This is a genomic window from Cellulophaga baltica 18 (genome assembly GCF_000468615.2).
Taxonomy (GTDB): Bacteria; Bacteroidota; Bacteroidia; order Flavobacteriales; family Flavobacteriaceae; genus Cellulophaga; species Cellulophaga baltica.
Genome location: NZ_CP009976.1, coordinates 4,541,983 through 4,566,290 on the forward strand (window position 1 = coordinate 4,541,983; position 24,308 = coordinate 4,566,290).

The 24,308-nt window shown below is 35.2% G+C and carries 18 protein-coding genes; 8 read left to right on the forward strand and 10 right to left on the reverse strand.

All coding sequences use genetic code 11. The features are described 5' to 3' along the window. Positions 1 to 459 (reverse strand): (2Fe-2S)-binding protein, encoded by a 459-nt coding sequence (locus tag M666_RS19530; RefSeq protein ID WP_029445536.1) that lies wholly within the window; start codon positions 457 to 459, stop codon positions 1 to 3. Between the two features lie 305 nt (positions 460 to 764). Here M666_RS19530 and M666_RS19535 point away from each other — a divergent pair, with 305 nt between their 5' ends. The 5 genes from M666_RS19535 to M666_RS19555 all read left to right on the forward strand — a co-directional run bounded on the left by M666_RS19535 (position 765) and on the right by M666_RS19555 (position 11,264). Next, complete coding sequence (locus M666_RS19535) at positions 765 to 2,417, forward strand: sulfatase (RefSeq protein ID WP_029445534.1); 1,653 nt, start codon at positions 765 to 767, stop codon at positions 2,415 to 2,417. 12 nt (positions 2,418 to 2,429) lie between these two features. Further along, entirely contained in the window at positions 2,430 to 3,908 is a 1,479-nt protein-coding gene (locus M666_RS19540; protein ID WP_029445533.1) for a sulfatase-like hydrolase/transferase, read from the forward strand. A 30-nt stretch (positions 3,909 to 3,938) separates the two neighbouring features. Further along, entirely contained in the window at positions 3,939 to 5,816 is a 1,878-nt protein-coding gene (locus M666_RS19545; protein WP_029445532.1) for a CRTAC1 family protein, read from the forward strand. A 477-nt stretch (positions 5,817 to 6,293) separates the two neighbouring features. Beyond that, positions 6,294 to 9,485, forward strand: coding sequence for a SusC/RagA family TonB-linked outer membrane protein (locus tag M666_RS19550; protein WP_029445531.1), 3,192 nt, complete (start codon positions 6,294 to 6,296; stop codon positions 9,483 to 9,485). A gap of 48 nt (positions 9,486 to 9,533) precedes the next feature. Beyond that, complete coding sequence (locus M666_RS19555; protein ID WP_029445530.1) at positions 9,534 to 11,264, forward strand: RagB/SusD family nutrient uptake outer membrane protein; 1,731 nt, start codon at positions 9,534 to 9,536, stop codon at positions 11,262 to 11,264. Between the two features lie 181 nt (positions 11,265 to 11,445). Here M666_RS19555 and M666_RS19560 read toward each other — a convergent pair whose 3' ends face one another. The 7 genes from M666_RS19560 to M666_RS19590 all read right to left on the reverse strand — a co-directional run bounded on the left by M666_RS19560 (position 11,446) and on the right by M666_RS19590 (position 19,224). Beyond that, positions 11,446 to 12,009 (reverse strand): DUF6642 family protein, encoded by a 564-nt coding sequence (locus M666_RS19560; protein ID WP_029445529.1) that lies wholly within the window; start codon positions 12,007 to 12,009, stop codon positions 11,446 to 11,448. A gap of 77 nt (positions 12,010 to 12,086) precedes the next feature. Then, entirely contained in the window at positions 12,087 to 14,327 is a 2,241-nt protein-coding gene (locus M666_RS19565) for a heparinase II/III family protein (RefSeq protein WP_029445528.1), read from the reverse strand. Between the two features lie 11 nt (positions 14,328 to 14,338). Beyond that, positions 14,339 to 16,642, reverse strand: coding sequence for a chondroitinase-B domain-containing protein (locus tag M666_RS19570; protein ID WP_029445527.1), 2,304 nt, complete (start codon positions 16,640 to 16,642; stop codon positions 14,339 to 14,341). Positions 16,643 to 16,938: 296 nt separating this feature from the next. After that, a complete protein-coding gene (locus tag M666_RS19575; RefSeq protein WP_029445526.1) occupies positions 16,939 to 17,940 on the reverse strand; it encodes a DNA topoisomerase IB in 1,002 nt (333 codons plus the stop codon). A gap of 36 nt (positions 17,941 to 17,976) precedes the next feature. After that, on the reverse strand, positions 17,977 to 18,372 hold the full coding sequence (locus tag M666_RS19580; RefSeq protein WP_029445525.1) for a hypothetical protein: 396 nt from the start codon (positions 18,370 to 18,372) through the stop codon (positions 17,977 to 17,979). Between the two features lie 137 nt (positions 18,373 to 18,509). Next, positions 18,510 to 18,812, reverse strand: a complete 303-nt coding sequence (gene hpf / locus M666_RS19585) for a ribosome hibernation-promoting factor, HPF/YfiA family (protein WP_024479542.1) — start codon at positions 18,810 to 18,812, stop codon at positions 18,510 to 18,512. A gap of 13 nt (positions 18,813 to 18,825) precedes the next feature. After that, positions 18,826 to 19,224, reverse strand: a complete 399-nt coding sequence (locus tag M666_RS19590) for a VOC family protein (RefSeq protein ID WP_029445524.1) — start codon at positions 19,222 to 19,224, stop codon at positions 18,826 to 18,828. Between the two features lie 313 nt (positions 19,225 to 19,537). Between M666_RS19590 and M666_RS19595 the strand changes: the two genes are divergently transcribed. From M666_RS19595 to M666_RS19605, 3 genes are all read left to right on the forward strand, one after another. Then, positions 19,538 to 20,086, forward strand: a complete 549-nt coding sequence (locus tag M666_RS19595) for a lipid-binding SYLF domain-containing protein (protein WP_029445523.1) — start codon at positions 19,538 to 19,540, stop codon at positions 20,084 to 20,086. Positions 20,087 to 20,303: 217 nt separating this feature from the next. Next, complete coding sequence (locus M666_RS19600; protein WP_029445522.1) at positions 20,304 to 20,891, forward strand: porin family protein; 588 nt, start codon at positions 20,304 to 20,306, stop codon at positions 20,889 to 20,891. Between the two features lie 115 nt (positions 20,892 to 21,006). Further along, on the forward strand, positions 21,007 to 21,192 hold the full coding sequence (locus tag M666_RS19605; protein WP_024479538.1) for a CsbD family protein: 186 nt from the start codon (positions 21,007 to 21,009) through the stop codon (positions 21,190 to 21,192). Between the two features lie 148 nt (positions 21,193 to 21,340). Here M666_RS19605 and fucP read toward each other — a convergent pair whose 3' ends face one another. Both fucP and M666_RS19615 read right to left on the reverse strand, forming a co-directional pair. Continuing rightward, entirely contained in the window at positions 21,341 to 22,639 is a 1,299-nt protein-coding gene (gene fucP / locus M666_RS19610; protein ID WP_029445521.1) for an L-fucose:H+ symporter permease, read from the reverse strand. A 19-nt stretch (positions 22,640 to 22,658) separates the two neighbouring features. Beyond that, positions 22,659 to 24,236: a solute:sodium symporter family transporter gene (locus tag M666_RS19615; protein ID WP_029445520.1), complete on the reverse strand. Its 1,578-nt coding sequence runs from the start codon at positions 24,234 to 24,236 to the stop codon at positions 22,659 to 22,661. Positions 24,237 to 24,308 lie beyond the last annotated feature (72 nt).

Sequence of the window (24,308 nt, forward strand, 5' to 3'; positions counted from 1 at the left end):
CTATCCTTTATTTTTTAATTCTACAGAATGATTAATCGCATTTTTAATCCTTTGATAGGTGCCACATCTACAAATATTCCTCCCCATGGCATTATGAATATCTTCTTCCGTTGGATTTGCTTTTGAAGTTAATAATGCCGTAGCGGTAATTAACTGTCCTGATTGACAGAAACCACATTGTGGTACATTAAATTTCTCCCAAGATTTTTGAAGACGTTGTAAATTTTCTTGTTCGCCTTCTACCGTAATCAAATCTTTGCCTACTGCTAGAGACACTGGAAGCTGACAAGAATTAATAGCATTACCATCCATCAACACCATACATGCGCCACACAAACCTTTACCACAACCAAATTTGGTCCCTGTAAAACCAATAATATCTCGTATAACCCAAAGTAGCGGCATGTCTTCCGCAGCATCTACTTGATGTTCTTTTCCATTAATTTTAAGTGTAACCATATATCCTTTCGTTAAAACCTATTTTATCTGAACAAATTACGTCAAACATTATAGATAAAAATAAAGGTTTTTCCCCATTATGGGCACTATTTTAACCATTATTTGAAGGACTCCCCCTCAATCAAGACAATGTATGATTATAATACCAGGAATTATCTAAGCATTGTAGATGATAAAGGCTTTGAGATGCACAAGCAAATAATTGCATTAATTTACTAGGGTAAGATAGTTTAAGAAGAAGATAAATTACAAGAAGTACAAGTCCTTTAAATGATTGTACTTTGAGTCCATCTAATTTTATGAACATGATTAATTATCTGAAAATTTTTATCCTTTTGGCTATTCTGAGTAGTTGTAAAGAACAAGAGGTAAAAAAAGATACAATTAAAAAACAACCAAACATTCTTTTTATAGCCATTGATGATTTAAGACCCGAACTAGGAGCCTACGGTTCTGATATTGCTATCTCTCCTAATATTGATGCCTTGGCCGCTGATGGTTTGCTATTTAATAATGCATACTGTCAGGAAGCTATCTGTAGTCCTTCAAGGGCTAGTGTAATGACAGGAGCACGCCCAGAAACCTTACGTGTCATTGAAAATTACTCCTATTTCAGGGATCTTAATCCAACTATAAAAACCTTACCGCAACATTTACGGGCCAATGGCTACGAAACGGTCTATACCGGTAAGATATTTCATCCTGGATATACCGATGAAGCATTATCCTGGAGCAGAAAAGCAGACCCTAATAGTATCGCTGCAAGAGCACCAAGAACTCCTGGAGGATATAAACTAGTAGAAAACCAAGAGCTCTATAAGAATAATAGTGCCGAAATGGTCAAAAAATACGGAAGAGAATCTTTAAAGAGCGGTCTAGGTCGCGGACCTGCCTATGAATTTGTGGACCTGCCCGATAATGAATATGAGGATGGGTACAACACAGATTTGGCTATAGCTACACTAAAAGATATGGTGAAACAAGGAGACAAGCCTTTTTTTCTAGGCTTGGGTTTTTTAAAACCTCATTTAGATTGGGTTGCTCCAAAAAAATATTGGGATTTGTATGATGAAAAAGATATCAAATTAGCAAAAGAAACTACTGGACCAAAGGATGGTGCTGAGATGGGATTACATGCTTCTTTTGAATTAAGAGCGCGGGCAAATATTCCGAATGCAGGAGAAATAAACGACGCACAAGCCTTAGAACTAAAACACGCATATTTAGCTTGTGTAAGTTATATAGATGCGCAAATAGGAAGAATGATTACAGCTTTAGACGAGGCTGGTATCCGTGACAACACAATTATAGTTCTTTGGAGTGATCACGGATGGCACTTAGGCGATATGGGAATCTGGGGAAAAGCTACCAATTATGAGATAGCAACAAGAGTACCTTTAATTGTTTGGTCTCCTGATATGGCAAAAGAACATCGGGGTAAAAAAACAAATGCCTTAGTAGAGCTTGTAGACATGTATCCTACTTTATGTGATTTAACTGGGGTTTCTATTCCTGCTACGGTAGAAGGCCAAAGTTTTGCTCCACTATTAAAAAACCCGGACCTAGCATGGAAAAAAGCTGCATTTAGTCAATTCCCCACCCCAGCTTTACGAGAATGGGCGGCAAATCCATTATCACAAGGAATGCGTGAAACTTACTTTGGCCCGTTAATAGAAAAAGTAGAAGAGCGCATCATAAAACAGCAGGGCGACAAATGGGATAGAGATTTATTCGAAAATAGGTTGATGGGCTATTCTATGCGTACCCAAGAATACCGTTTTATCGTCTGGAAAGATTATACACAAAAGGATAGCGAGCCTGTTTTTATAGAATTATATAATCATAAAACTGATCCTTCAGAAACCATAAATATTGCAAAAGAAAACCCCGAATTAGTGGCTAAATTAATGCTTCAATTCAACCAAGGATGGCAAAAAAATGAGGCGCAATTAAATTAAGAAACTATCATTATGAGCATTAAAAATATAGTACTGTTTGTAGTTATAAGCCTACTTACTTTTAATAGTTGTAAAGAAAAAAATACTACTGATCTTGCAGAACATAAAACCCCACAAAATCTATCCCCTAATATTCTATTTATATTATGCGACGATTTAGGCTATGCTGATGTTGGTTTCAATGGGGCTACGGATATCCGTACTCCTAATCTTGATCAATTAGCACAAGATGGTACCATTTTTACGGCAGCCTATGTAGCGCATCCTTTTTGTGGCCCCAGTAGGGCCGCTTTGCTTACTGGCAGATACCCACATACCATTGGTTCTCAATTTAATTTACCTGCCAATGGTGCTTCTACCGGAAAAGGAATTACTACTCAAGAACAATTTATTAGCGTACCCATGCAAGAAGCTGGTTATTATACAGGTGCCATGGGTAAATGGCACTTAGGTGAAACCTCAGAATATCATCCTAATCATAGAGGCTTTGATGATTTTTATGGTTTTCTAGGAGGAGGTCATAAATATTTCCCTGAAGAGTTTAAAAAACAATTCAACCGGCAAAAAGATGAGGGTAAAAACCCAGTGAATGATTACCTTCTTCCATTGGAGCATAATGGGAATACCATTGATGAAAAAGAATATTTAACAGATGCATTTTCTAGAGAAGCTTCTCGTTTCATACGTGAAGCTAAAAATAAAAACAAACCCTTCTTTTTATACCTAGCTTATAATGCTCCACATGTACCTCTAGAAGCCAAAACAGAAGATTTAGAGCAGTTTAAACATATTGAAAATCTAGACAGACGTACGTATGCCGCAATGGTTTATGCCGTAGATCGCGGAGTTGGTAATATCGTCAAAAATTTAAAAAAAACTGGTCAATTTGAGAATACCCTAATCATTTTTTTAAGTGATAATGGAGGACATACGGGTCATGGAGCAAATAACTTTCCACTTACGGGAAGAAAAGGAGATACCTGGGAAGGTGGTTATCGAGTACCTATGTTTTTTCACTGGCCTAACAAGGTTCCTAAAGGTCTAAAGTTTGATTTTCCTGTTTCTTCCCTAGATTTTTATCCTACATTAAACCATTTAGCCGGAGCTACTATACCTGAAAACAAAATTCTAGATGGCAAAAACATTTGGAAAGCATTTACTTCCAATCAAAATCCGCATGACAAGGAAACACTTTTTGCCATGCGTCATCGTGAAGGCTATACAGATGTTGCTGCTAGACAAAACGATTGGAAAGCTGTAAAAGTCCATCAAGAGCCTTGGAAACTTTTCAATATTACGCATGATATCAGCGAAAAGACAGACTTAAGTGCTGCACATCCAGCAATCTTAGAAAAACTAGTTACGGAGGCGGAAAACTGGAGCAAAACACATACAGAACCCTTATGGTTTGATCCATTGTACTTAGAGCAAATGTGGAACGATAGTACCATGGCAACATTTAATAAAACTTTTAAAATATCACAAGACTAAGGATTCTAAAATCCTCAAAAAACAAAATCTATGTTTCAGCAAAAGCTTACCAACTTATTCATTTTCATTAGTATTACCCTATTGTCACAGCCATTCGCCACTAAACTTTATGGGCAGCAACATAGCAAACAACTTAGCTTCTCGGAAGTTCATAAAGAATTTCCTAGAGAAGAAAAAAACTTAAGAAAATGGGGGGCACCTGTTATTGCTGATTTAGATCAAGATGGCTTCTTAGATCTCTTATTAAATGACCATGGTTTTAGTATAAAAGTTCTTTGGAATAATAACGGTACGTTTGAAAAACCTTATGATCTTATTATGGGCGATATGCATGGTATTGCTATAGGAGATTATGATTTTGATGGCAATTTAGAGCTCATTCTTGCAAGAGGTGGTGGTTCTGGAAGTAATGCACGAAATTCTAAAATATTTAAAATAGATACCCAGCGTAATTTTAGCACTGTTGCCGATTTTGAAACTCCTTTGCACCTAATGCGCGGTAGGACCGTGAAATTTATAGATGGAGATAACGATGGGGATTTGGACCTTCTCAACTTTGCCTTTCCCGATGCGGAAAAAGGAGGCACAAGTGAAAATTATATTTATAAGAATAGTAGTAATCACCAATTAGTACATACTACAAATTTACCCGCAATTAAAGCGGACGGTCAAAAAACGCTAATCACAGATTTTAATAGTGATAGCATTAAAGACATCATTTTATACGGGAATGGAAATATAAAAATATACAAGGGCAATGGCGATTTAAGCTATACGGAGGTAACGGCTAAAGTATTAAAAAAAGATATTGATAACGTTACGGGTGTTGCTGAAATAGATTTTGATAACGATGGCGACTTTGACCTTTACTTTACTAGAGGCAAAGATTTTGAAATTGGAGAAACATTTTATGATGCCAGCAGAAAAGTTCTTGGTTTCTATACCAAAAGAGGCCCTTTTAAATTAGATCCATTAGAGGCTGGTGAAATCCTAAATATAGAGAACCTACAGTCGCAATGGCCACAAAAAACACTGTACATCGGCGAATCGGCTTATGAATATGAATTCCCTGGAGAAACACATTCAGGCAGAACTATCCGATTGGTAAACAGTGATGCTTTAGGATTTCCTGACAGCTTTTCAAAAAAAGGAACCTATATTGGTTATATAGGAAACAACAAATGGATGCTTGCAGGAGACATTTGGTCTCCTGCAACTGGAATCCTGCATGGAATTAAAAATTATACAGCATCCCCACATCCCGAAGGACTTAACGATATGTTGTTAGAAAACAAAAATGGCACGTTTCAAGAGGTCACCGAAAAACACAAGCTATCTTTTAAAGAGCATACGGCAGGCATCACCGTAGCTGATATAGATAATAATGGGTATCAAGACCTTATATTAGTTCCTAGAGGAGATTTAATTCACGAAATAAACGCAACGATATTTCTAAATAAGGGTGCTGGAGTTTTTACTCCTATCAATGATCATAAGGTCGTGAGCCCAGAACTAGGGGCCATAGGAATGGGTATCGAAGCTTTTGATTATAATAATGATGGTCATGTAGATTTACTTCTAGGACACGATAGAGGAAAATGGCATTTGTTTAAAAACGAAACAACTAGCACAGAACAACACTATTTAAAAGTTGCTGTTAGAAATGCCCCTTCAGGGAAAGCAACAGCACTTGGCGCAGCAATTTCTATTGAAAACTGCCAGAATAAGCAAACAAGAATTGTTGGCGCCACAAACGATGGCTATTCCCAAAGTTTCAATAACCTTATCCATTTTGGATTAGGCACTTGTAAGAAGCCTGTATCTATTTCAATAACTTGGTCTAATGGGGAAACACTTCATAAAAAAGTTTCACAATTGAACACCCGTATTTCATTAGGTAGTGAGTAAAAGTTTGAAATAGCATTATCCTAAAATTCTCTTGACTCTGGAATGACAAAAAATTCAAAGTTACAGCTCTTATATTGCCATATATTTCAGCCCACCCTATTCTCTTCAATTTAATTGCGCGTCCCTAAAATCTATCCAAAAATTTGCAAATCAACAAATTACACCTCCTTCTATTTTTCAACTACCCCAATTCTATCTTCTTTTCGTTAAAAGGGTTAAAATAATGTTATTGAAAGGTAAAATTGATAATGAGTATGGCATTAATTTCCGTTTATTTTGATAACTGAATATAAATTTTATCAAATACGCATTTTAAGAGGTTTATTTTATCAATCTAAAAACACAAAAGACACAAGTAGAATTCAAGTACCCTAAAAATTATTTAAATCATACCTGTCTTCTATCTAGAGTGATATAAATACTGAAACCAAACTTTAAAATTTATTCAAAAAAAAACTCACTTAATTACTCACAATTATGAAAAAACCAAAAAGCAAACAAAATGGAAATTATACTTCCATTAAAACAAAATACGGCCTGTTGCATGTATTTTTAATAGCCATAGCTTTGGTGCCATTATCTGGATTTGCCACTGAGATAAATAGCTCCATAGCATCCTCAAATCTTGAGCAACAACAAACTATAACAGGTACAGTTTCCGATGCTGATGGACCTTTACCTGGTGTGAGTATTGTCATTAAAGGAACTACAACAGGTACGAGCACAGATTTTGACGGTAATTACAGCATCAATACAGAAGGAAACGCTGTTGTCTTACAGTTTTCTTATATAGGATACGCCACCAAAGAGGTTACCGTTGGGAGTCAATCTGTAGTGAATGTTAGCCTCGAAGCTGATGCTCAAAACTTAGAAGAAGTAGTAGTCTTAGGATACACCACTAGAAAAAGAGGAGAGTTAACCGGTTCAGTAAGTACTTTAAATACCGAAGAGATAGAAAACACTTCTAACAAGGATGTTGCTAAATCTCTAGCGGGTAAAGTGTCTGGATTAATTGTTTCGGATAGAGGAGGTTACCCTGGATCTAATGATGACATCTCTTTATTGATTAGAGGTAAATCTACTTTAGGGAATAATTCGCCGCTTATTCTTATTGATGGTATTGCAGCTGGTCAAGGGTCTTTCTCTCAATTATCACCACAAGATATTGCCTCTATTAGCATTCTTAAAGATGGTGCTGCTGCTATTTATGGTACGCGTGCTGCAAACGGCGTTATTTTAGTGACTACCCGAAGAGGTAAAAACGGAAAACCAAAAATAAACTTTTCTACATCCTACGGAATTTCCTCTTTTTCTGTTGCTCCTAAATTGATGTCTTCCTCGCAATTTGCCATCTATGAAAATGAAATAGCTACACGAAATGGAATAGCACTACCCTATTCTCAGGAGCAAATTAATAACTATGCTGCAGGTACAGATCCTATAAATTTTCCAAATACAGATTGGGCAGACCTTACATTTGCTAAAACTGCTCCCGAATCTAGAAGCTCTTTATCTATATCTGGAGGTAATGAAAATGTCAAATATTTTGTGAGTGGCGATTTAATTGATAGAGAAGGGATGTTCGCTTCTGGAGACCTAAATTTTCAGCAAAAGCAAATTCGTTCTAATTTAGATATTACGATTACGGATAATTTTAAAATTGGAATCGATTTATCTGGAAGATTTGGTGAAACAAATGAACCAGGAGTTGATGCAGGCAATATATACAAGCAAATTTACACCAACCAACCTACGCGCGTAGGTATTTATCCTAATGGATTACCCGCTGGTGTAGGCTTAGAAAACGGATCTAACCCATATGTAATGGCAAGTAATGCATCTGGTTTCACGAAACAAGTAGATAACGATCTTAGAAGTAGATTCTCATACAATTGGGACTTAAGTAAAATAACTAAGGGACTAAGCTTAAATGGATATGCCGGTATCCGTAGGATGAATAATGATCAAAAATCATGGTACACACCGTGGACTACGTATGCTTTTGATGAAATTACAAATGAATATTTACCTTCTATAGGATTCTCTCAAAGAGGTAACGAAAGAATCTTAAGAGAAAGTTTCTGGAAATTTGATGAAACCTTATTAAATACAACACTTAGGTATGCAAATACTTTTAATGATTTACACTCTATTAGTGGGTTTATTGGATACGAACAACAAAGTTCTAATTCTCGTAATTTCTGGGCAGAACGAAGAGATTTTCCAACAGCAGATCATCCAGAATTATTTGCAGGAAGTGACGAAGGGCAGCAATCATCAGGTATCTCTAGTGAGTCTGCTACCGTAAGTTACTTTGGTTCTCTGTCTTATGACTTTGATAAAAAATATTTTATAGACTTAACATTACGTCGTGACGGTTCCAGCAATTTTGGACCAGGAAAACGCTTTGGAACTTTTCCAGGTGTAGCTGTCGCGTGGGCCCTAAATAAGGAATCTATCTTAGAAAATGTAAGCTGGCTTAATGCACTAAAAGTTAGAGCTTCGTATGCCATAATGGGTAACGACCGTATTGGACCTTTTCAATATTTAACTCGCTTTGATTATGGTAGTGCTATAAACGTTGCACAACCAAATTATTATGTATTTGGTGTATCTGGCACGAGTTATAATGGGTATAGAAGTGATAACGTTCCTAATCCAGATGTAACATGGGAAACAGCCTATATGAAAAACATTGGTTTGAGTTATACTTTATTTGATAATAGATTAAACGGAGATATTAATTACTTTAATCAAAATAGAGAAGATATATTAGTAACAAGAGCAGCAGCTATACCGGATGCTGCTGGATTATCACTGCCTGCAGAAAATATTGGAGAAGTAGATAATTATGGCTGGGAATTTGAATTGAGTTGGAGTGACCAAATCAATGATAACTTTTCCTATAACCTTGGAATGAACTATACTTTAGCTAAAAATGAAGTTAAATATTTAGCGGAAGCATTAGATACTCCTGATGCATTAAAGAGAGAAGGCAGGCCATTAGATTCTTATATTGTATATCCTACGAATGGTATTTTTAGAGACCAAGCTCAGGTAGATGCTACTGAAGTTAAATTAAACAACACGGTAGAAGGAGAACCTATTTATTTAGATACCAACGGCGATGGTGAGATTAGTTCCCTAGATCGTGTTCGTAAATTTACTTCTAACGTACCCCAAGTTCAATACGGAATTTTTGGTGGCTTCAAATACAAAGCTGTAAACTTTAGCTTTTTATTACAAGGACAAGCTAAAGCAGAAACATTAGTGTTCTTTGATCAGTCTGGCGCAAAACCAGAATTTGTATACAACCAAAGATGGACACCTGAAAACAGAAGTGCTGCATATCCAAGAGCTTTTCAACAAGGAGATTCTTTTAGCGGTCAACAAAACAACGTAGCAGACCCATTTCAAGGAGCAGATTTCTGGTTAAAAGATGCGTCATTTTTAAGATTGAAAGAAGTAGAGATTGGCTATACCTTATCTAAAGATGTTATAAAAGTAGGTGACATAAAAATATTTGCCAGAGGTTTCAATTTACTTACCATGTTTTCTGATGTATACAAACTGGGTCTAGATCCTGAAGCAGATGGTTACAACAACTTTAGAGGTAGTACCTATCCATCTTTAAAAACATACACCTTAGGTTTAAATTTTTCATTTTAATCCAACATTATCAACTACCCTCATTTATTAAAATAAAAATGTAGCACAATGAAAAAACTAAAATTTATATATCTATTCGTCGCTTTTAGCATGTTTACAACACTAAGTTGTGAAGATATTTTAGATGTTGAAGCCTCAGATGCGTTTGCCGAAGATCTTATATATAGTGACCCCGTACAAGTAGAAAGGTTAGTATATACTGTTTATAATAGTACTGAAAGTTGGGGTATAAATAAAGCCCAATGGTGGTCACGAAGGTTTAATATTGAAGCGGGATCTTTTGAAGCTAAATTCAATTTTAAAAACCTTGATTTATTCCGTTTAAGAGCGGGTTGGACCGATAGTAATGCTGGAATATTAAATGAAAAATGGAGAAACTATTGGGATTACATAAGGTTAGCTAATGAATTTTTGGACCGCATTGATGAAAGTGAAGCCATGCAGAAAGATCCTGAACATGTTGCTGTCCTAAAAGCCGAGATGAGATTTTTAAGAGCAAACGCCTATACTAAATTACTGAAATACTACGGCGGTGTCCCTATCTTAGAGAACGCCTTAGGACTAGATGACAATTTTCAATTGGTACGTAATAGTTATGAAGAGTGCGTCACATTTATCGTAAACGAATTGGATGAGGCTGCAGCAGTCCTTCCTGAGAGTCGCCCAGATGCAGAGTTTGGTAGAGCCACTAAACTAGCTGCATTGGCTGTAAAATCTAGAACACTATTATATGCCGCCAGTAAATTACATGATCCTAGTACTGCGCCAAACGGACCTTTATATGACTATGCTAAAGCTAGTAAGTGGCAAGATGCTGCAGATGCAGCCAAAGTGGTTATTGACATGGTAGGCGCCAGAGACCTTATTGCGGTAAGCAATGCCACAGACTACCAAAACTTATTTTTAGCCCCAAATGAAGACATTCTTTTCGCTAGGCCTTTTAGCGCTGCCTATTATGATTTTGGAACGGATGTTAATACGCTTTGGGACCAAACACAATCGCCAAGCGGTTATGGAGGATGGGGATTATCATCACCTACTCATAATTTTGCCTTACAGTTTAATATGGCAAACGGTACACGTACCGATGCTACAGGAAGTATCTATGATCCTGCAAACCCAAATGCTAATAGAGAAATGCGCTATTATGCTGATTTGAATTATCAAGGAGCACAGTTTCGAGGCCGCACGGTAGATTATGCACTTGCGGACACTCCTAGCGCAACAACACCCGATGGTCCTGACTCTCCTAATGGTATTGTAGAAGGGATTGGCGTAAACCAGGAACATTCATCTAAAACAGGATATAATATTAGAAAATTCCAAGATGAAAGCCTTACTGCCCCAACAGATATAGCTGCACAACGTCCTTTTATATTGTATCGCTTAGCAGAAATATATCTAAATTATGCCGAAGCACAAGCGGAACTAGGCAATGAAGATAGTGCTAGAATTTTTGTAAATAAAATTTCTACTAGAGCCTTGCAACCAGCTATCACAGCTACCGGCGAAGAGTTAAAAGAAGCTATTAAAAGAGAACGTAGAATTGAACTTGCTTTTGAAGGGCATAACTTTTTTGATGAAAGACGTTGGATGAACGAAGAGCATCTAGGATTTCCTATCAAAGGACTTACTTGGACAAAAGCACCTGATGGTACTTTGTCAAATACAGAATACACTGTAGTGACAAGACCTTGGTTCCAAAAACATTACTATTTACCTATACCTGCTACAGAGGTTGAAAAAGCACCTTCACTACTGCAGAATTCTGGGTATTAACAATCTAATTTAAAGTTGAGTTGAGACTATAGTTGAGTTAGTTTAGTAAAAAAGGGTCCTTGAAAAAGGACCCTTTTTATTTCATTGTAAACTCTAGTATTTTAACAGAGTAGTCTTAACTTCTTAAAGTTAAGATATTTACTAACAAACCTGATTCTTGTCAAGGCACCAAAAACTAGTTTTAGTAATACAATCTGAAATCTAGTAGTTTGCAAAGATTATAATGCTTTTGAAACATTTCTTCTACGACTTCCGTAAAATCATCGTTCTCTTGGTACAAGCTAAAAAAGACTCTGTCAATAGTTGCTACGCTAGAAATTGCTCCCTTCTTTGCTCCATAACCAGATATGGCTCGTGCTCCAGTAACATCTAAAAAGTACTGTGATTCCTCATCTGTTAAGTCTAAGATTTTTTCATTGGCAAAGTGTATCACCTTCCCACTCATTTTACCTTCAAAAATTTCTGCGATCTCCTCAATGCTATAGTAATAGTCATTCAACAGAATATTATTAGGCTCTCCTGACATCACAAGATAAATAATTTCGTAATCTTTAAAATTATGATCTTCATACAACAGATCATTCAGGCTCTGCTCTAAGCCTTCAATGGTATCACAAGTTTTATAGATACTTGCAATACCTTGGTTTAAGGCCATATCTTCTAAAGTATTCACCACTTCCGTAATGCTTTCAACATCTATATCCGGAACGGCTTCAAGACAGAAAATAAATTTTTCAATCTCCATAAAGGGCTGCTTTCAATTTAAATATAATTGGCAAAATTCCTCTATTGAAATGGTTTTAACAAATAAATCAGCTACTTCTATTTGATACTTAATTCTACTGTCTCTCCAGGCTTTAACATCATAGATTTTTTAGTTGATTTATTTTTAAACGATAATTCAGTTTCGTGTTCTCCGATAGCTTGTACCGATAGTTTTTTATCCTTAAGGGTCACCATAAGATCTGATACTATAGAAAAATTTAAAACTATTTTTTCAAATTCCAGTTTATTTACGGAAAAGAATACTGCTGTTTCCTCTTTAGATAATGAATAGGTTTCCTCCCCGGAAGACTTCCAGAAAGTATCATTTAGTACCCACTCTTTAAAACTGGGTTTCTCCTTATTCTCATCAATTCTATTGGCATACCCTTGATACGGATATACTATACTAATAAAACTAAAGGTACTTTGCTCTTTTTTGGTAACTACAGTCCACTGCTTACCACGTGCGCCAGAAGTGCTTATGGTATCTGCTTTTTTAAGTTGATAAATATCTAAACCCGAAGCATTATCAAAACTAGCTCTAATTAAATTCGGCGCTTCTTCTAAAGAATAATGTCCTTGCCAAACTTGCTTGTAATCATGTGGCGCTGCTGATGAGAAATTATCTTTTACAACCCAGAAATCATCTTTTAAGTAAATAACTTGCCTACTGTAACGTACACCACTTTTTTCAAAACCATTATGACTTCCTATAAATATATCTGAATTCTCATTCTTTTTCCAAGCAATCACTTTTGGTTGTGGCAACTCCAAAAATTTCCCAAAACCACTACCTCCTTGGTTTGAAGTATACTGCTTACCTTGTAACTCATCATCTACCAGTGCTACATTTTTAACCATAGAATTTTTAAAAAAACCATAATCTTCCAAAGAGTAACGTACTTGATAGTTTGGCAGCATAACTTTTCCATGTGCCATAGCTTGGATTCCTAGCATATCACCATGTTGGTGGTCTGGCTTATCCGCATCTAGTCCGGCAGAAATTACCATCATTTTATCCTCAGGATTCCAGCCCTCACGCATCACATAATATCCTGTCGTAGGAAACTCAACCGACTTCATTGTTGGTGCTTGCGCTTCAATATGCGTTAACATTTTTAATTGGGAATTGGTTACATACCAAAACATTTTACGCTCCACATGATCATTCGCAAAATGACCAATTTTAGGAGATTCAAAGAGTAAATACCCAAGGGTTAAAGCTCCTGAAATATCGTTATAAGTGGCCCAAGGGTTATCTGTATCATCAGACAATACAGGAGCTGTTTTATTTGGATATGCAATTTTTGTAAGGGTGATGAAGAGTGATTTTAGGCGTTCTTTCCAAAACGGTTTTACCGTTAACTCGCTAATTTTAGCTAATTGATACACATAAAAATAGTTATCAATATCGCTCATATGGTAATGAATAGAACGTTCAAATTGAAAACCATCATCATTAATTTCTTTAGACATATGTTGCTCTAAAAGCAACATGGAATGCTCATACCAGGTGTCTGTATCTTTAAAATCTCTAAACAACATAGAAATCATAGCAAGCGCAGACATTCCTCTGGTTTGATGGTTTCCTGAAGCAAACTCAGGATTATGCTGAAACAAATGCGCTCCATGCTGTAATAAGGTGGCAATAGTGGTTAACTGATCCTTATCTGTATACGCTTCTTGTCCTAAAAATAGGTTATGAATCTGTAACCAATTTAAAACCCGGTAACCAGATCTAAACACTTCATATACGCCATTCCCATCTTCTATTTTTTCAAACTCATTTGCTTGCAAGGCTCCATTTAATGATTGCAACTGGTCTTTGAAATAAGTAATATATTTTGGATCTTTATTTTGGTAATAGTACTGATATGCCACATCTACCATTTTATGTTGGCGTGCTAAATGGCGCAGTGCATAAGCGTTTACAGGTGTCCCATTTAAATAATCAAAAGGTAATTTCCATTGTGCAGGGCCTAAATACTTTCCCATATGATCCTTGGCATTTTCTTCATGAGACTTTTCTACTCCTGTATAAATAGTATTATAGGCTTGAAAACGCGTATCAATATCCTTGTAGTCAAAGAAATAACGCTCAGAAAATTTATCGCGAAAGTATTGTGCTAAACTAGCTTCTGTAATTGCACCTTCTTTACTTAATTTTGCTTTAACCTCTGGGGTTAAATAATTGATTAAGTCTTCAGCAGCTATTACTTCATTGGCTGGTATCGTTTGAGAAAAACCATATACAGAAATTAGTAAAAATGTAATAAAATAGATCTTAAAATTAGTCATAACAGGTGTATCTAGTACATTAGTTTTTGTTTCAAGTTTTGTTCTATTCTAATTTCTCCAGAATTTTCAGTAACATTATTTACTGGCTTTTGGCCTTTTTCTCCCCATAATATAGCGATCTCTTTTACTGGGTTGTCTCTAAATGTGTTATCAGAAAAAATAACATTTACAATTCCGTGATTCTGAATTAACAAGCCACTTTCATCGGCTTGACCACTATTGGTAAATGTATTATTTTTAAGCACCAAGTTACCTCCAATGGTAGACTCATCATACCCTCCTCTATAGTAATTAAGAACGGAAGATGCTATATGATCAAAGGTAGAATTTGTGATGGTCACGAACTCAGCGTTGTAATCGCCTTTAGCATCAATTTCTGTATTTAAGAGAATACCGGTAAGGCAATCTTTAATTGTACTGCCTTCTATTAAGATGGTATCTGCAAATGATGCTTTGTAAGCCTTTATAACGCTTTTAAAACTTGAAATCTCTGTGTTTTTAATATACAAGTTAAAAGCTTTAGACATATTCTTGTCTAAAGTAGCAATTGCATCTTGTGTCTTATTTCCTTTTAAGCTTATGTTATCTAGGTGTAATTCACCTTTTGGTAACATAATAAAACCAGGCTTTTCTGAAGTAAACCTAATTTCCGCTCTTCTATTTTTATCCGCAGAAGTAATCGTAATATTTTTATCGATTAACAAAGAAGTACTTATCTTATATACTCCGCCTTTCAAGGCTATAATATCTCCGGAGTGTGCGCTTTTAAGTTTTGATTGTAATGCTCTAGACGAACTTACTTGCATCGTTTTTGGAGTAGCGTTTGGTGCCGCTAAAGAAAACCATGTGGCGCCATATATTTCTTTTTTGATTAAAAGAGGGTTCCCATTTACAGGTACAATCATAGCACCAATACTGTTATGTTGCGTTCTGTCTGCACCAAAAAAATCTGTTTTAATAGTTTCAAAGTCAAAACCGTGATACACATCTTCTAAGCTGTTTGCAGGCACATAGAGATTTTCTGATAGTTTGTTTACGCTAAAGTCTTCAGTGCTTATACCTTCACTAGAAACTCCGCTTTTATTCTGATTGTTTAGAACATTACGCTTAAAGGTAACGCCACCTACATCATCATAATTTACTATAGGATACTCCTCTTTTTCATGATTAAATACTAAGTTATTAGCGAGAAGCATACGTTCTGGTCTGGCGGAACGAATTTCTGAAGCGGGTAACACCTCTTTTTTATCAATATTAGTTCCTACACCAAATTGAAATGGCGATTTACAATCTATATATGTATTATAAGCCACCACCACATCTGTAACTTGGTTGTATCGGTTAAGTGGCGATTTAGGAATACCGTTCATTACTGCTAAGGCACTTCTAAACTCATTACCCTTTATTTTGTAGAAATAGTTGTTCGTAATCCAATGCCCCGTATTAATCACCCGAATACCTCCTATAAATTCAGAATCATCATTTCCAATAAATACATTCCCATCTATAGTACAATAGTTACCGTGTCTTAAAACTAAAGAACCTTCACTCTCAAAGAAAATATTATTACGATACTCGTTGAAATTAGACTTGTTAGAAATTATTTCAACTTCACCATTACACCTGTCGAAAAAATTATTAGAAACATTCGTATATGATGGGGTCATTGAAGTATGACTACTCCCTATCTGTAAAGTTTCGCCATGTGGCCCACCCTTACGGGGTCTAGGGCCAAAATGATTATATACAATTTGATGGTGATTGTTTACATGCTCGTTTCCTTTTAGAAAGACTCGAACTGTAGGTCCAAAATTTGATTTCCCAACAATAGAACTATGATCTAATTGGTTATTTCTTCCCCAAAACTCTATCCAATGGTCTGACACTTCCCTGTTTGGTTGTGTAAATTCATCTATTACACAATTGGTAATCCTACTATGGTTTGCAATAGAATCTTCATTAATTTTAAATTGAATAACACTATTTGAAGGCGTATATCCATTTTTAAAATGTAAATCCCTAACAACAAGATACTTTCCTCCTAATTTTAAATTAGATACTCCTTCTATGCTTACTTTCCCAGGTGTTTCTGCCCGCAATATAATCGGCTTATCTACTGTTCCCTCTCCATAAAATTTAATTTGAATATCTTTCCAAATCCCATTTTTAAGAACAATTTCATTTCCTGCTTTCGCCTTAGCAATAGCCTCTTGCAATTCTTGGGCTGTGCTAACATTTAAGGTTTGGGCTGCTACTTTTTCTTGGTACGAAAATAGTGTAAGACTTAAAAACAAAAGGATAAAACTCTTTTTCATGCTATTTGGTTTATGTAAAATTCTTAATGAATTAGGATTAGAAAACCGTCACGATGCGTAATTAAGAGCACTGTAAATTTTATAAAATTGGTTTTCCAAACTGGTTTACCAAATATACTGATATTTGTCGTATTATCGAATTTTTAACTTTTATTTCAACTTTACAGAATTCAATTAGGAAAGTTTTATCATAACAATAAAATTGGACGATTTTTGAACGTTATCGCTATGGTTTTGAATTATACTAATAAAATAGATACTTGAAGATACTGTAAATATTTTTTTTAAGCTAAAAACTAATAACTAGCGGCAATAATATCATAAGCAAGACGCTCACTTGCTGATAATTTATATTTACTGCGGGTATTTTTATAAGGATTTGGATTAGGAACCTCTTTCGTATCTATTGCATTGAATACTGCCGGATGCACATAATAATTTTTACATACCGATGGTGTGTTCCCCAGTTCTTCTGCCACCATTTTAATGACCATATTGCTAAACTTTCTGCGGGTACCTTTTGCTTGATTTTTCAAAGCATAATCATAGCATTCTATAGCCAGTCTACTACCAGACCACGTTCTGAAGTCTTTACTAGAAAAACTTTCTCCCATAAAGGTATTGATATAGGTATTTACTTCTTCGCTATCCACATCTTGAAATACTCCGGCTTGATCTTTATATCTAAAGATTTCGTAACCAGGTAGATTAGCTGTTTCTTTTATAAATGGGATCAAATCTGCGTCATCAATATGCACTTCTCTTTCTTGATTGCTTTTGCCTTTAAATTTAAAGATTAACTCATCACCTTCAAAATTCAAATGCTTTCTACGTAAGGTGGTTAATCCAAACGTTTCATTTACATTCCGGTAATGTTTATTACCAATTCTCACCCCATATTCATCCAAGATAAGTATGATTAATGCTAATAACTTACGTTTGCCCCACTCATTTGCTTGTAAATCTTTATAGGCTCTCTTTCTAATTCTAGGTAAATGATCTGCAAAATCTAACATCTTTTTAAATTTTGCCTCTTGTCTATTTTTCTCATAGACAGAATGGTAAATGTATTGCTTTCGGCCTTTGAGGTCCCGACCAATGGCCTGTATGTGACCGTCATCAAAACGACAAATATTCACATCGGACCACATAGGTGGTATGACAAGATTTCTAAGTCTCTTTAAGATTTTCTTGTCTTGAATTTTTATACCATCTTCATCATAAAAAGCAAAACCCCTCCCCTTCTTTTTTCTTGAAATACACATCGCAGAATCGTCTACTTCTTGAATATTAGTCATCGGGAGTGGTTTTGAATTTTTAAATAATTTGTACGATTAAAATCTTTGCTCTATAATAGCATTTGATCCTAATATATTCAACGCACTAGCTTTATTTGAGTTTCTGATGCTGCCCATGGCAACTTTTAAAGATTGAAATTCTTTTACGCATGCCAAATTGTTAATCACTAGCGTATCTAGCTCAACTCTATCTACTAAATGATGATCATCTTTGACCGCAAAAGCCTCATCAAGAAGCTTTAATAAGTTTCTATTGGTATAATCACAATCAAGAATTAGAATATTGACATCTCTTAATTCATCCAAACCATTCGATAATACCAACGAATCATAGTTAGACAGTAGCGATTTCTTAAACGCACTAATTTGCGTTTCTCTTCTTAAAGCCTGTTCTTTTAATAATTGTAATTGTTCTTCTATAGTGGAGTTCATATGTATAATTTTTAGATGTTCAAATCTAAGTCCAGATTTTATGTGATATTACTCTAATTGCTTTTTTTTTGAATCTTATCGCTACAAAAAAAAGCCTTGAGATGGTTCTCAAGGCTTTTTCTAAGTATCATTTAAATCTAATGCTGTTGCATCTTTTCTTTCTTCTTTCGCAACTGTCTTTCTAGCTCATTGATTGTTTCGCTAATAGAACTCTGAAAGTTGTCATGACTAGCTTCTGCAAATAATCGAGGTCCAGGTAAGCTTAAGCGAATATTGCAAATTTTACCTGTTTCATCGGAAGATGTATTTTCTTCTTTAAAGAATACATCTGCCCTAATCAACATGTCATACTTTTCTTTTAATTTATCTAATTTCTCCTTCGCCATCGCTTCTAATCGATCACTTGAAGTAACATCATGGTACTCATATATTATCTGCATAATTCTGTTTTTTTTATTTATCACAATTTACCATCCAACTAATTCCATATTGGTCATTACATCTACCAAAATGCCCCCATTCTCGCTCTCTAAATTCATGGTGAATTTGTCCTCCACTAGAGAGTTTAGTAAAAATCTTCTCAGCTTCTTCTACGGTATCTAAGTCCACACTCATATGAATTTGACTTCCGTTATTTATTGGAGTATCCGGAGAGGCATCGTAAGCCATAAAATTTACGCCCTTACCTTTTAACTCTGCGTGCTGTAATTTCTTCCGATAATTACCTGGAACATCTATTTTTTTGTCTTCATAGGTCTGACGGTTTTTAATTTCTGCGTTAAATATATCCCCATAAAAGCTTAGGGCTTCTTGACAATTGCCATTAAAGGCTAAATATGCTTGTACGTTCATAATTTTAATTTTTTACTAAATTAGAACTATCATGATGGCTACTTTTGCTCGAAAGAAATAAGTTTTGATGCGTTCCGTAATATTAAAAATTACCGTATAAAGAAATAAACAGACAGCTTTCGAATTCTACCTTTTTAAAAGGCCTTTATATATAATAAGGTAAGAATTATAATGATTTCTGAGTTGTAGTAAATATTTTATAATTCTCTTAATAAATTTGATTTCATTGCGTCAAGAAAATCGGTAATCAAGCTAAATTGTAACGAAAGAGCTCTCTAATTTTGTGGTAGTAATAATTAAAAATAAAACACATATGAAAACTTTAAAAACAATATTATTAGGAGCAATACTTTTCACCTCTTTCAGTGGATTTTCTCAAACAGAGAAAGAAGCAAAAATTATGAAAGATGCAGAAAAAGTTAAAATGAAAATGGTAAAGACAGATCAAGGTCTAAAGACATTCATGGATAATTCTACAGCTTATGTAATTTTTCCAAATGTTGGTGAAGGAGCACTTATTATCGGTGGGGCTTCTGGAAATGGAGTTGTATACGAGAACGGAAAACCAGTAGGTTTAGCAGATCTTAAAAAAGTAGATGTAGGACTACAAGCTGGTGGACAAGCACTTTCTGAAATTATCTTTTTTGAAACAGAAGAAGCTCTAGCTAAATTTAAAGACGATGAGCTTACATTTTCTGCAGAAGCATCTGCGGTAGTGTTAGAATCTGGAGCATCAAAAAATGCTAACTATAGTGATGGTGTCGTTGTATTTGCAATGCCAAAAGCTGGAGTTATGGCCGATTTATCTGTTGGAGGACAACGTTTGAGTTACGATTCTTTTGATGATCGTTCTGATAAATAATAACATATTTGATATGGTAAAAAGGCTGTCTAAATAGACAGCCTTTTTTTTTGCTCTACATTTAAATTCTGTACTTAAAAATACCCTTAAAACATTTTAACAAAGCACTTTTTTTAGCGTCAAAAAGTGTTTTGATTGTTTCAAATTCTTCTATTCCCGAGACTTAGTTTTGACCAAAATTAAAAACAATTTATAAAATTTTAAACACATAAAAATTATGAAAAAAGTAGTAGCATTATTAGTATTTATGACAGCGGGTTCTTCTCTATTTGCACAATCATGGTCGGATAAATTTCAAATAGGGGTTAAAGGTGGAGCCAACTTTGCTACCGTAGCCGGTGATGATTTTGACAGTCCAGATAGTAGAACAAGTTTTTATGCAGGTCTTGTAGCAGAAGCGCCATTAACGGAAACATTATCACTACAACCAGAGGTATTTTATTCAGGACAAGGTTTTGATTTAAATGATAATGCTAACGGAGCTGATGCAGAATATCAAATAGATTACATTCAAGTTCCTGTACTTCTAAAAGTTTATTTGGTAGACGGATTAAACATTCAAGCTGGACCTCAATTTGGTTTTAAAGTAAATGAAGAAGTAGATTTTCAACCAACAAATGATGATGGCGATATTGACACGGATGCTGTAAGAGATTTTGATTTTCAATTAACGTCTGGCTTGGAATATAAGTTTGCAGAATCTTTCTTTATTCAAGCAAGGTACACATACGGTTTCTCTGAATTAATTAAAGACACAGACGTACATAATTCTTATTTCTCTGCAGGTATCGGATACATGTTTTAATAAAAACAACTGCTAAATGCATCCCGTTAAAACTTAACGCTAATGGAGCAATTTCTTCGCGTAATCATTCTTAATTTTAGGGTATACAAAAATAATAATCTAAAAAAATAACGATATGAATACGACACAATTAGAAGGTAAATGGAAACAAGTAAAAGGTACGTTTAAACAAAAATATGGAAAACTTACCGATGACGACCTTACCTATACAGAAGGAAAGTTTGACGAGATGATTGGAAAACTTCAAGAAAAAACAGGCAAAAAGAAAGAGGAAATTGAAAAAGAGATTCAAGAATTGTAAAATTCTAAATCATAGAGCATACTTTTTTTAAGAGAGTACTCTTATCAAAATGTCTGTTAGTACGTTAAGACGAATGTATAAACCACCAAAAAGCAATTTTTGGTGGTTTATTATTTTACAGATCATTCCAATAAAGAACAAGCTTTAGCTACTTCATGTACTTCTTATACACTAAGCGGCCATAATACGCTATGAATAAAAAACATACCAATGGAAGTACGAATGAAAAATTCACTTCTGAGACCCTCGCAATTTTTATATCATTGACCTTATTACCTCCCAAATCTATAATCATTCCTTGAAGCTTAGGCATTAAGGCCCCTCCTACAATAGCCATAACTAGGCCTGCAGCCCCAATTTTTGATTCTTCTTCCGCTAAGCCATGCAAGGCAATACCATAGATTGTAGGAAACATTAAAGACATACAAAAGGATATCGCTACCAAGCAATACAGCCCATAAATTCCTTCAATGAATACGGTCCCTAAGGCAAAAACTGCCGCAAGGATTGAAAAATACATCAATAACTTTCCTGAACTTAAAAAGCGAAGTAGAAACGTACCTATAGCTCTACCTATCATGAATAAGAAGAATGCAGCAAATTGATAGTTGGCCGCATCTTCACTAGACATACCCATAGCTTCTGCATATTGGTATATATAGGTCCAACACATTATTTGCGCCCCAACATACATGATTTGAGCAATAACCCCTAAGACATATTTGTGGTTCTTACCTAAATCTTTAAAGGTGGTAGATAGACTTGGTATGGCTCCATCTTCCTTTGCTTGTGGCATTTTACTCACCAATATGAGCACAAATACGCCCAAGATTACCAATCCTAAGATCACATAAGGATCCCTAATCACCATTAAATCTGAGGTACGGATCAATGCTTTCTTGGCTTCTGCAAGGGCACTAAAATTTTCCACATCATCTGATTGTAATTTTTTAAGTACAAATTGTTGTGCCACTAAAAGTCCCAATAATAAACCCACTGGGTTAAAGGCTTGTGCTAAATTTAGCCGCAAAGTTGCCGTTTCTGGAGCTCCCATTGCCAAAACATAAGGATTTGCCGTAGTTTCTAAAAAAGCTAAGCCAAAGGTTAGAATATAAAGTGCCAAACAAAAGAACCAAAATTGCTGTGTTATTGCTGCGGGATAAAATAAAAGCGCTCCTCCTGCAAATAAGGCTAAGCCTATTAAAACCCCTGTTTTATAGGAATATTTTCTTACGAATAATGCTGCAGGTAATGCCATGCAAAAATAACCACCATAAAATGCCATTTGCACCCATGCTGCCTGAGAATTAGATAGCTCTAATACTTTTTTAAAAGCTTGTACCATTGGATCTGTAACGGCATTAGCAAAGCCCCATAAAGCAAAAAGAGAGGTTATTAATATAAATGGCAACAAAACCGATTTAGAAACAATTGCTGGTTTGCTCATAATAGTGAATTTTAAATAGTTAGTTAGTTCCTAATAGCACGTAAATTAAAATCGTAATCACACAAAGTGCTATTGCCATTGGTTTTGTATATTTCCATTCTTTCATTTCTACATAATCATGTTCTTCTTCAACACTTTTCTTATGGTTGGGGTAGAAATAAGAAACTGCAAACATTACAATAACATTTAATACAAATTCTATTCCCCAGAGGTGCACAAAATGTATATTAAGCTTAAAAACAAAAGTGGTCAGAATATAGAAGGCTAAACCTATAAATAATGCAGCCTTCGCACCAGTCGCCGATATTTTTTTTAGAAAAAAGCCTGCTAACATAATTGATGCAATCGGGATAAAGAAGATTCCGTTTAATTGTTGTAAAAGTTGATACAAACCATCTGGTGCATTGGCCACCATTGGCGCCACAAGAATAGCGAAAACGGCTAAAACTGCAGAAGTAAGCTTTCCAATTTTAACGAGTTTTTTATCTATAGCATTTCTTCCAAAATGACGTTTATACACATCGATACTAAATATAGTTGCTGCACTATTTAACACACTATTAAAAGTACTTAAAACAGCCCCCATAACTATGGCTGCAAAAATACCGACAAGACCTATAGGAAGCACCTTTTTTATCAGTTCTGGATAGATCATATCTTGTTTGTCATATAAAGAATCTCCGAAATAGTAAAACCCGATGACCCCGGGAAGGATAATAATTATAGGTACTAGTATTTTCAAAACACCGGTATACAATAATCCTTTTTGAGCTTCTACTAAATTTTTAGCTCCTAAAGCACGCTGAACAATGGTTTGGTTCATGCTCCAAAAATATAATTGATTAATAATCAACCCCGTAAAGAGTACCTCAAAGGGTAGTACCGAATCTTTAGCGCCTATTACATTAAATTTTTCTGGACTATGGTTATATACTTTGGTTAAACCCGCTATTGGATTACCATCACCAATGCTTACCAATGCTATGATCGGGATGGCTAATCCGCCAATAAGTAAACCGTACCCATTAATCGTATCTGAAACAGCCACTGCCTTTAAGCCTCCAAAAATGGCATAGATAGATCCTAGGACACCAATAGAAACTACGGTAATCCAAAGGCCTTGTTCTTTAGAGACATTTAAAACTTCAGAAATATTAAAGATACTTTCAATATTGATAGCACCCGTATAAAGTACTATGGGAAGTAAGGTTACAATAAATGATACCATTAAAAATAGCGCCACCAAGGTTCTGGTAGTACTATCAAATCTTTTTTCTAAATATTCTGGAATGGTGGTTAAGCCCATTTTTAAATATTTAGGAACAAAATAAATAGCGGCAACCACTAAGGCAATAGCAGAGGTTACCTCCCACGCAATAATAATAAATCCGTTTTTATAGGAAGAACCATTCATCCCAATTAAATGTTCTGTAGATATATTGGTTAGTAACATGGATCCTGCAATGACAACCCCCGTTAAACTTCTACCCCCAAGAAAATACCCATCTTTTGAGTCTAGTTTTTCTTTTCGGAGTTTAAACCATGAATAAAATGCAACAAAAGCCGTAAAAGCAATAAAGGTGATAGCGGTATACATGAGATAGTGAGTTAGGTTAGAAAATAAAAAGCAAAAAAATGCTCTAGTAAAAAATTGCTAGAGCATTGCAAA